This is a genomic window from Enterococcus canis NBRC 100695 (assembly GCF_001544375.1).
Taxonomy (GTDB): Bacteria; Bacillota; Bacilli; order Lactobacillales; family Enterococcaceae; genus Enterococcus_H; species Enterococcus_H canis.
In genome coordinates this window covers 1-9,210 of the sequence record NZ_BCQJ01000020.1, presented here as the reverse complement: position 1 = coordinate 9,210, position 9,210 = coordinate 1, and the positions used below count along the sequence as shown (strand labels likewise).

11 protein-coding genes are annotated in these 9,210 nt (G+C 32.9%); 7 read left to right on the top strand and 4 right to left on the bottom strand.

Annotation, left to right across the window (positions count from 1 at the left end; all coding sequences use genetic code 11):
- The first annotated feature begins 150 nt into the window (after nucleotides 1-150).
- From ECA01S_RS13430 to ECA01S_RS13405, 5 genes are all read left to right on the top strand, one after another.
- Nucleotides 151-1,101: a replication initiation protein gene (locus tag ECA01S_RS13430; RefSeq protein ID WP_067396405.1), complete on the top strand. Its 951-nt coding sequence runs from the start codon at nucleotides 151-153 to the stop codon at nucleotides 1,099-1,101.
- A 9-nt stretch (nucleotides 1,102-1,110) separates the two neighbouring features.
- Nucleotides 1,111-1,638 carry a helix-turn-helix domain-containing protein gene (locus tag ECA01S_RS13425; protein ID WP_067396402.1) on the top strand — a complete coding sequence of 176 codons (528 nt, stop codon included), beginning with the start codon at nucleotides 1,111-1,113 and terminating at the stop codon, nucleotides 1,636-1,638.
- Between the two features lie 783 nt (nucleotides 1,639-2,421).
- A complete protein-coding gene (locus ECA01S_RS13415; protein WP_067396395.1) occupies nucleotides 2,422-2,961 on the top strand; it encodes a hypothetical protein in 540 nt (179 codons plus the stop codon).
- A gap of 318 nt (nucleotides 2,962-3,279) precedes the next feature.
- Nucleotides 3,280-4,269, top strand: a complete 990-nt coding sequence (locus ECA01S_RS13410; RefSeq protein ID WP_067396391.1) for a hypothetical protein — start codon at nucleotides 3,280-3,282, stop codon at nucleotides 4,267-4,269.
- Between the two features lie 8 nt (nucleotides 4,270-4,277).
- Complete coding sequence (locus ECA01S_RS13405) at nucleotides 4,278-4,562, top strand: hypothetical protein (RefSeq protein WP_067396388.1); 285 nt, start codon at nucleotides 4,278-4,280, stop codon at nucleotides 4,560-4,562.
- A 121-nt stretch (nucleotides 4,563-4,683) separates the two neighbouring features.
- On the opposite strand, the gene ECA01S_RS14485 is transcribed toward ECA01S_RS13405, so the two are convergent.
- From ECA01S_RS14485 to ECA01S_RS14230, 3 genes are all read right to left on the bottom strand, one after another.
- Nucleotides 4,684-5,055 carry a hypothetical protein gene (locus tag ECA01S_RS14485; protein WP_217994742.1) on the bottom strand — a complete coding sequence of 124 codons (372 nt, stop codon included), beginning with the start codon at nucleotides 5,053-5,055 and terminating at the stop codon, nucleotides 4,684-4,686.
- The gene (locus ECA01S_RS13400; RefSeq protein ID WP_143139629.1) at nucleotides 5,019-5,330 is read right to left on the bottom strand and encodes an ATP synthase subunit B family protein; all 312 of its coding nucleotides are present in this window, start codon (nucleotides 5,328-5,330) and stop codon (nucleotides 5,019-5,021) included. Before ECA01S_RS13400 ends, ECA01S_RS14485 begins: the two co-directional genes overlap by 37 nt.
- Nucleotides 5,331-5,907: 577 nt before the next feature.
- On the bottom strand, nucleotides 5,908-6,006 hold the full coding sequence (locus ECA01S_RS14230; protein ID WP_115241680.1) for a type I toxin-antitoxin system Fst family toxin: 99 nt from the start codon (nucleotides 6,004-6,006) through the stop codon (nucleotides 5,908-5,910).
- Nucleotides 6,007-6,415: 409 nt separating this feature from the next.
- Between ECA01S_RS14230 and ECA01S_RS13395 the strand changes: the two genes are divergently transcribed.
- Entirely contained in the window at nucleotides 6,416-6,994 is a 579-nt protein-coding gene (locus tag ECA01S_RS13395; RefSeq protein ID WP_067396381.1) for a hypothetical protein, read from the top strand.
- Between the two features lie 1,266 nt (nucleotides 6,995-8,260).
- Nucleotides 8,261-8,776: a hypothetical protein gene (locus ECA01S_RS13380; protein ID WP_067396374.1), complete on the top strand. Its 516-nt coding sequence runs from the start codon at nucleotides 8,261-8,263 to the stop codon at nucleotides 8,774-8,776.
- Between the two features lie 249 nt (nucleotides 8,777-9,025).
- Here the strand turns inward: ECA01S_RS13380 and ECA01S_RS14225 are convergent, their stop codons facing one another.
- The gene (locus ECA01S_RS14225) at nucleotides 9,026-9,097 is read right to left on the bottom strand and encodes a type I toxin-antitoxin system Fst family toxin (protein ID WP_245631227.1); all 72 of its coding nucleotides are present in this window, start codon (nucleotides 9,095-9,097) and stop codon (nucleotides 9,026-9,028) included.
- Nucleotides 9,098-9,210 lie beyond the last annotated feature (113 nt).

Here is a 9,210-nt window from a genome sequence, read left to right as displayed (position 1 = left end):
TTTTAAACTACATTTTGTCTGCTTTTAAACTACATTTTGTCTGCTTTTAAACTTCTTTTTTTATACTCACGTATGTTATAATATGTATTATCACAGACAAAACGTTGTTTATAACGTCTGTATCCTTTGGGAGAGTAAGGAGGAATAGATTTGGCAAATGAAATCGTGAAATACCATCATGAATTAAATACCATTCCGTTGCGGAAATTTACACCAGTTGAAATGAATCTATTCTTCTCTATTGTGTCTAGAATGCGCGAAAAAGGCGATAAAACCGTTCGTCTTACTTTTGACCAGCTAAAAGATTTAAGTAATTATAAAGCAACTGCTAATAATCGTTTCATTAATGATTTAGAAATGACTTATGATAAATTAATGGATTTACGTTTTGGTAAAAGAAGTGCTAATGGGCTCGATATAGATAGATTCGTTATGTTTAGTGAGTTTAAAATACGTGGAACTGCTAAAGATCCATATGTAGACATACAAGTTTACGAAAAAGCTTTACCTTTACTAAACAATTTAGATGAGTGGGTTCGCTATTCACTCCAACAATTTAACGAATTACAAAGTAGCTATGCAAAGACTATGTTTCGATTACTAAAACAATATCGAACTATAGGTTTTGTTTATTTTTCTAAAGAGGATTTTCATGAACTATTAGATATTCCAAAAAGTTACTGGAACAACCAAGCAAACATTGATAATCGTGTTATAAAGCCTATACGTCAGGAATTAACCGCAATCTTCAAAGGTCTGACAATCAAAAAGAAATACGGAAAAGGGCGAGGAAAACCTGTCATTGGCTATCAATTTACGTTTAAACCAGAAATCAAAAAAGCAGACGACTTTAACAAACATGCACCAACCAAAGAAGAACAAAATAAAGCATTGGCTTTAGCTGATAAACAAAAAGAATACGAAGAACCTGCCACAACAATTAACGAAAAAATCAAACAGAAGAAACGAGAACTTGAACTCCTCCAACAAATCAAACAACTAGAAAAAGAGAAAGAAGCTCTTGAAAAGCAAACACAGTCCGCACTTTCGGAAAAAGAGAAAAAAAATTTATTATCTGATTTAGATAATTTATTTAACTGAAGGTGACTTATGGCAGATAAAACAATCAAAGAGCTTGCTGAAGAATTAGGAGTTAGTAAAACAGCTATTAACAAAAAAGTTTCTGATGAAAATCGAAAACTTTGGTTTGCGAAAATCGGAAACAAGTTTGTGATTAATGAAATCGGGCAAATAGCTATAAAATCAATGTTTTTAACCGAAAACGAAAACTTAAAACGAAAACCAGTTGTCGAAAAATCAAAAACCGAAAACCATAAAAACGCCAACCAAGTTCCCGATCTAGAACTCGTTTCTTTTTTCAAAAAACAGTTGGATCAAAAAGATATACAGCTACAAGAAAAAGATACTCAAATAAAGCAAATGCAAAAATTACTCGACCAGCAACAACAACTCACGCTCCAAGCCAACCAACAAATCGAGAAGCTACAAGATCAGCTACAATTAACTTACACTGAAGAAACGCCAGAAAATGAATCACCTGCTTTTTCTGAAGAAAAGAACTCAATGAACGACATACCACCAACTAACAAAAAGTGGTGGCAAATTTGGAAATCTTAAAATTAGTTTTGACAAAAAATATTTTTCTTCATATAACTTTTGTTAGAATTTTCTAAAACGTATATTTCTTTTCTTTGTAAAATCAATCAGCTGACCAAGTAAATAACATGTGTGACTATTCCATCTAAGTGATAAATTTTAGAAAATTCTGTTAAGGGAAAGTCGATATGGCATCGACTTTTTCTTTTTTCTATGAATGCTGCACTCAAAAAAACAGGAATCTTCCTCTAAAAAATGATAACAATTTTAAACATAAATCAACAGGAGAGATAAAAATGAAAAGTGAAACAACACAAATTTTGCTTACGGTTCTTTTTTTTTCAGTATTTTTCTATTTATCTTTGATTTTTGGTTGACTCCTCCTTGGAATCCTATTCGTTACTGTGTCACTGTCCTTATCTTTTCGATTGTTTACGCTGGTGGAAAATATTGGCTAATAGCAAGAAAAAATAACAAATAAATCAATGGTAGATTAAAAAAAATCACAAAGTTCGGATCATAAAAACGGCTTAAAATCAATCTTTTAAACGGCTCATTTAGGTAGACCAATCCAAAATCACAAAAAGCGCCCCTGTAACGGTTGGTACAGGCGCTACTTAGTATACTCGACATTATGTTAACCAACGCTTTAAATAACACTTCACTTCTTTGCTTCCCAAGTAGACCAATCTTTCGAAAATGTAAGTATTTTTGTTTGAGCAAAGCGTTGACAAACATATACCTTCCATTTTATATTTTTTTCATCATTTTATTTAATCTAAATATGGAAAGAAGGAAAAAATCATGAAAAAAGTTCTTTTATTAGCTAGTTTATGTGCCGTATTATCGATGGGAGTAGGAAATGTTGTACATGCTTCTGATAACGATACCTCCTATGTTAGATATTCAGGTTATTTAGCAAAATACGTTGCAAGAGAAGATTATTTAAAAAATAAATTAAAAAGTATCAATGCTCCTGCCTATTACAGAAACAAATTAAATACAGCTTTATTTAAAGCAAAAAAAGATTTGCGTTCAGGAACAACTGATATTACTAGATTAAAAACAACGTATAAAGAATTATTAGACTCAATTGTAGAGGGATCAAACTTATACAACACACATTCCGCTGATTTATCATTAGCAAGAAAAGATTTAGCAGAAACAATAAAAACAGCTTCTGATTTTTTAGATAACCAAACTGGTAACTCAAATGATAAAGCAGATATCCAAAAACAATTAATTTATGCTGAAAATATTTTGCAAAATGAGTATGCCTCTTTCTATGACTACAAAACAGCAAATGATTTGTTAAAAGCAAAATTACTAGAATCTTCTAAATAAAGAAACAATTTAATTGATTGGAAAACAATAATGTACAACATAATCAGTAAATATCAAAGGGAAAAAATGACTGATAAGTTATGTAAAATCAAAGTCTGAGCCAGAATGTGGTTCGTTCTGGCTCAGACTTTGGCTCTTCGACATTTAGTATTGGTAGATATATTGGACAAGTTGCTTTAGCAGCAACTGGAGCTATTGTTTTAAGTGGAATCACGATTAGTGCAGGACACTGGGCATATAATACTATTGTAACCTACTTTTTTTAATTATTGAAATCAACATATAAATTAGAAAGATATCTTATAAGGAGAGCAATATATGAAAATCACCAAAAAAATTGCTATATTGTCATTAACAGTATTATCTTTTTCACTAGCCAGCCCCGTTTTAGCATTAGCAGAAACTTCCGAATCAATTCAAGAAACGGTTGAAGCCATAAATAATGCAACTAGCTTGGATGATGTGGTTGTAAAAAATACTCAAATTAATCAAGCTGTTAAAGTTGCAGATAACGAATTATCTGTTACATTACCAAAAAATGCTGATGAAGAAATTCAATTAAAAGATGGGGAGGAAAATATTGATGTTTCCTTACCTGAACAATTTTCAACTGATGCTTTAGATGTTGGAGATACTGTAATTTATGATGGAGAAGATTCCGATTTAGGTTTACAAAATACAGATTTAGGTTTTAGAGCATTAATTTCTATCAATGATTCTAACGCCAGTCACGAGTACAGTTTCAAAATTAATTTACCTGAAGGATATCAATTATTCGATGCCTCAGAGATGGAAAATAAAGCACCCGGAACTGGGAATATTTATATTCTTAACGAAGAAGGTCTACCTGTAAATATGATTGATGCTGCATGGGCGAAAGACTCAGAAGGAAATTCAGTTCCAACCCGTTATACGATTAATGGAGATACACTAACTCAAATAATCGATTTTGATGAAGAAAACTTTTTCCCTATTGTCGCTGATCCTAATTGGGTTAAATTAGGTAAAAAATGGTACAATAAGAGGTCAAATATTGCTACAGCTATTGATATTGCTTTGATAGCTGTAGGAATTGGTGCAACTGCTAAAACAAGTAGTACAGTTATCAAACTAATTCGAGCAAACCGAAAAAATATCACCCGCACTGTAGAGAGAAAAATTGCTAAAACACTTGGAAAAAGTGCAGCTTCTTGGGTTGGAACAGCAATCAGTATAGGTCTTACTCTTGGAGGAACATCTGTAAGAGATCTCATTGCCAAAGGATTAGATAAAGCTGATGGTCGGTATGATGGATATATTTTTGCATAGGAGAAATTATGGAAGATAAAAAAAGTAAAAGACTTTTTAGACTAACCGATATATATATATCAATTATTTGTTTGACTCCTTCCTTATGGCTAATCATGGGATTATTTACTCCTATTTCTAGAAAAGAACAACTTATTTCTACAGTGATGAGTATTCCTTGTTTATTTTTTCTTGGATTTGTTTTTGGAAGAAATTCTAGAGATAAAGAAGTCTTTGATCTTGCAAGTGAAGCAGATGAACTTGAAAATGAATTAAAAAATATAAAAAACGAAAAGAAACAAAATAAAGAATAAAATTATGACAAAAAAGCCGTTAGTGTTTAATAACTAACGGCTTTTTTATATCTCGTTCTTAGATAGGACACTAGCAGATAAAAATAAAAGTAGTAAAATGACTATACCAAATGTAAAAAATTCAATATCTCTTAAAAAATTCCCCTATTTCTAAATACAAAGTATTCCCTAAAAAAGAAAAAATCAGAAAATATGAAAAGAAATGAACGCCATTTGAAAATACTCTCGATAACAGGACGCTAACTAACAAACTAACACCGCTAATCACAAGAACCATTGCCTTTTTTAAATAAAATTCCGATCGATCATAACAATTTCTAAGAACAGCTTGATACCACGATCTAAGCCTTGAAAACACAGATAAAATTGCAAATCCCACACAAGCCAACAAAATCCCTATAATGACCAAAGGAATAAAATAACGAATAAACGCATACCAATCCTTCGGAAATAAACCTACCAGCCAGAAAAAAACGCCTGAATCACTTGCCAAACCGTTTTTATATTCTCCCAGCGATTAAGAAACCACTGCGGAAATGTCTTTATAACTGTCCATTGATTAACTGCCCACACAAGCGTCAAAATAAATGCATAGCCGCCTATTGCATAAGAAGTTAAACTATTTCGTGTTCTTATTTCTTGTTCCGCTTTTTTTAGGGATTGATTACTTTGAATTTGAATCTCTTTTTTGGCACTCGCTACCCGTTCGGCAATATAGGCTTCTGCCTCTTGCTTTTTTTCTTTTGCTTTTGCTAATTCCAGTTTCACTTCGTTTTTTTCTTGTTCTACTTTAGAGACTTGGGCCTCTAAAGTAGTCCTCTCTTTGTCTAGTTCTGCATGTGTCCACTTTATTAGGATACATGCAAAATTTGGCGGAAATGACAAACGTCGAGCAAGAACACACCGCCTTTGTCGAATCGGAGGAGCAGTAGAATCCGTATTAGGACGTGAACTTTCTGGCGAGGACATAGACAAACTAATTCAGTTTCTCAAATTGCAAGATGAGCGAGGAAATTATTTTACCAACTTTATGAACCGACAAAATAAGGAATAACGCACAAGCGCCCTCAGAATTCGATTTAAGGTGTTTCGCTCTGTTTCGATATATAAATATACCTAAAACGATTTAAAATGCCTTAGAACGGAAATTAGAGGGGTTTTAGAATATGTTTAGAGGTTTTTCAAAAGTCTATTCGTTGATTTTCTAAAAAAAAGCTGTTATACTCAGGGTGCGAAACGTGAGAATTTCGAGCATGTGTAACACAAAAGCCACCCCTACTGCGAATAGAGGTGGCTTTTTTTGCGCTTGTTGCGACTCCAAGCGTGTGGACTAGTGACAACTTGCTTAGTTGTCATCTCGCTTATCTAGCCAATAAGCAAATAGTTCAATGACTATCCCCACCAAGATAGGGGCGACAACCAACGTGAGAATTTGTTGAAGCATGTGAACACCCCCAATCGGGGCAAGCTGCCGTTAATGAGTATAGCATAATTGCTTTTGGGTTGTTAGGGCTTGCCCTGACCGCCTGAAAGGCGCAGCCTAACAAGATTATCAGAAACCACTAAAAATGTCTTAGAGATCCTTAGACGAGCAAATAGAGCCTAACCAAAGAGCACCTTATCAATGGTTTTGACTTTGATTTTAGCGAGTGAACGCTGCGAGTAAAATGTGAGCGTGATTTTCGATCACTCCTTTTTGTCTTTTGTTTTTTATTTGCAGTTTTGCAAAAATCGCGAATCTGGTTGAGAAAAAAGTGTTAAAAACAATAAAAAGAGAACAAAACAGGATTGTTTAGAAAGCGCTATCATAATATAATTTAGTTGATTCAAATCAACTAATAGGAGGCTTTTTTATGAAGAAAATATTATTTGTAGAAACAGTTCTTTTAATGATGGGGTCTATTTTTTTGTCTGGTGCTTTTAGTATAGTAGCTAATGCTGAAGAAAACACTAATGCTGTTATAAATTCTGAAAATATACAACCGTCGCAAAATATTAATACTGATTACAATACTCTAAAGAATTCACTTATACTTCGTGGGTTTCATGTTTCTGAAGAAAACACATTTTATTATGAAGGTCTACAATATACAAAATATTTTTCTGACAATGGTGACATAGGAGTAATTGAGCTAGGCGCTGATTACGTAACTGCTTACACACTGAAAGAGTCAGGATTTTTATATACCTTAACTGCAGAAAATGCAGCTGGAACAACATTGTACAAACAATTCACAAAAAATGGTGATCCTGTTAATATGCTTTCAAGAAGAGCGACTATGTGTGACTGGGTTGTAGGAGGGTCTGGCGTGGCACTATCTGCAATTTATGGTGGTGCAATTGGAGCTGCTTTCGGTGGGCCTGCAGGTCTAGTTGCAGGGGCTGCTGTTGGTTTAGGTTGGATTCCAGTTTCTGCAGCTTGTCCAAAATAAGGGGGCGACTAACATGTACAATAAAAAAATCTCTATATTTAATTATTTATTGTACGCCTATGTACCAACATTAATTTTTCTTGTCTCACAAAATATTTTAAAAAATATTGATTTAGTTTTTAGTGGGCTTTTTTTTACCTGTATAACGATAACAAGTATCTCGTCTTTTTATATAGTTAACAGGTCTTTAGCTCCTGTATCTATTAGTAAACTGTTAGGACTAGTTATACCTTTAAACTTTTTAAGTTTTTTGTTTTTAGGATATATACTTTTCAAATTAAACATTCTTTAAAATCCTGGATTAAATAAACCAGGATCATACTTAAAAAACGGAAAAAAGAGGAGAAAAGTTTCCCTAGTTCGTTTAATAACAGAAAATGCTTAAGCGTATTTTCTGGAGATATAGAAAAAAAAAACAGTTGCTGAATTAATAATTCAGCATGACATGTGCTCCTATAGAAGCAGAATAAAAAGGGCTAAAAAGGCTGCACTACCAGCCTTTTTAGCCCTTAACTTTTTATACTTTCTTTTTTAAAAATAAACCCAAGGAAGAAACCATGCTGATTAAGCTTGTTACATAAAAAATGTTGTTAGAAATTGTTATTTGGTCACTATTGAAAAAGTATTGAAACAAAATCGTTAGAAATAAAAACATAGACCATAGTTTAACTGTTTTATCAAAAAAACACAAGGAAATCTAGTATAGTTTTGTTATTTTTTATATAGGAATGATCCTTTCTTATTAGGGGCTACAAGTATTTTATATCATAAAAAGTAGAAGGTTATGAAATCATGATTACAGATACAAGTTTTAAAAGACTATCTTCTTAATCAAATGATTTTTATATTTTACAAACTTAGTATAATAGAATTACAATAAAATTGTAAACGATTACTTTGCAGTGATAACAAGTAGAAAAGAATGAAAAACCGGGAAATTAAACTTGTTTTTCATGGCTAATAGTCCAAATACTTTAAAATTATTTTGAAGAAATGAAGGTGAAAATTTGAAGTATGTGTACTCGAAATATTTCTTAACCATTTATCAATGCATGACCTTATTGATTCTTTCACCAATTTTTTTTAAATTGTTCCATTTCAAAACTTTTTTATTTTTAGCTTTGTTACTATTTTTTTCATTTACTATTGATACCATTTTAAATCAACGTACCAGTAATAATAGGGAACAACATTCAATCTTATGGGGAATTTTTTATATTCCTATAAGCTTAATCACTATATTATTTTTTTTAGGAGGTTAATAATATGAAATTCAAAACGCTTGTTGCCAGCTGTCTAATATTACTTTTAGGGGGAATTTCCTTTTTTGGTTTTTCAGCACCTACTTTTGCAAGTGAAGAATCTGTCATTTCTTCTGAAGAGATAGTGTTAGGCGACACAATTAGAAATAACCTTGATACTTACGTTACTTCAGATAACTTTATTCAAGTACGTATTACTAACGAAAGCAAGCTAAAATCAAATCTGGGTATGTTAAATTCTACCGTTACTGTTGAACAAATCAAAGAATATATACAAGCCTTTAACAAACAAATTATCAAAGAAAACGGAAATGGCGAGCTAACAAATGCAATAAATGAATTAAAACCTGATCCTACTTTGCGTTTTGATACGTGTTCTGCTGTTTTGGGTGTAGCTGGTTTTGCGCATTCAACAGTATATGGAATCGCAGCAGGTGCGTTAGGAGTCGCATGGCCTGTAGGCGTTGGTGTAGGTGCTGCTGTTGGAGCGGCATATCTTGCAGGAAGTATGTTTTGTTAGCTTAACACCCAAGATATCTATGAATATTTCTTATGTGAGTTACCCCAGCAGTTAGATTGCTGGGGTAACTTTTTTATTTGGGGTTATTTTCAGATTTTGATTTTTCAGGTAATACTTGCTATAATCAAATTGCGGAAGACATAAATTCGTAATGAATAGCACAAAAGCCCAGACCTCGTCACAGGTCTGGGCTTTTTTATTCGCCTTGCGGATAGGCGTGTGGGTTAGGACAACTTGCGAAGTTATCTGCTAATCGTCTAACCAATGATTAACTAGCGTGATTACTAGACCCACAAAGAGTGGAGCGATAACCAAAGACATAAGTTCGTACATGAATAGCACCCCCTTTCAGGGGCAAGTTGCCGTATTCGATTATAGCATACTTGCCCGATACTATAATTACCTTAAAGTGGACTATGTGTCCCACGCTTGGG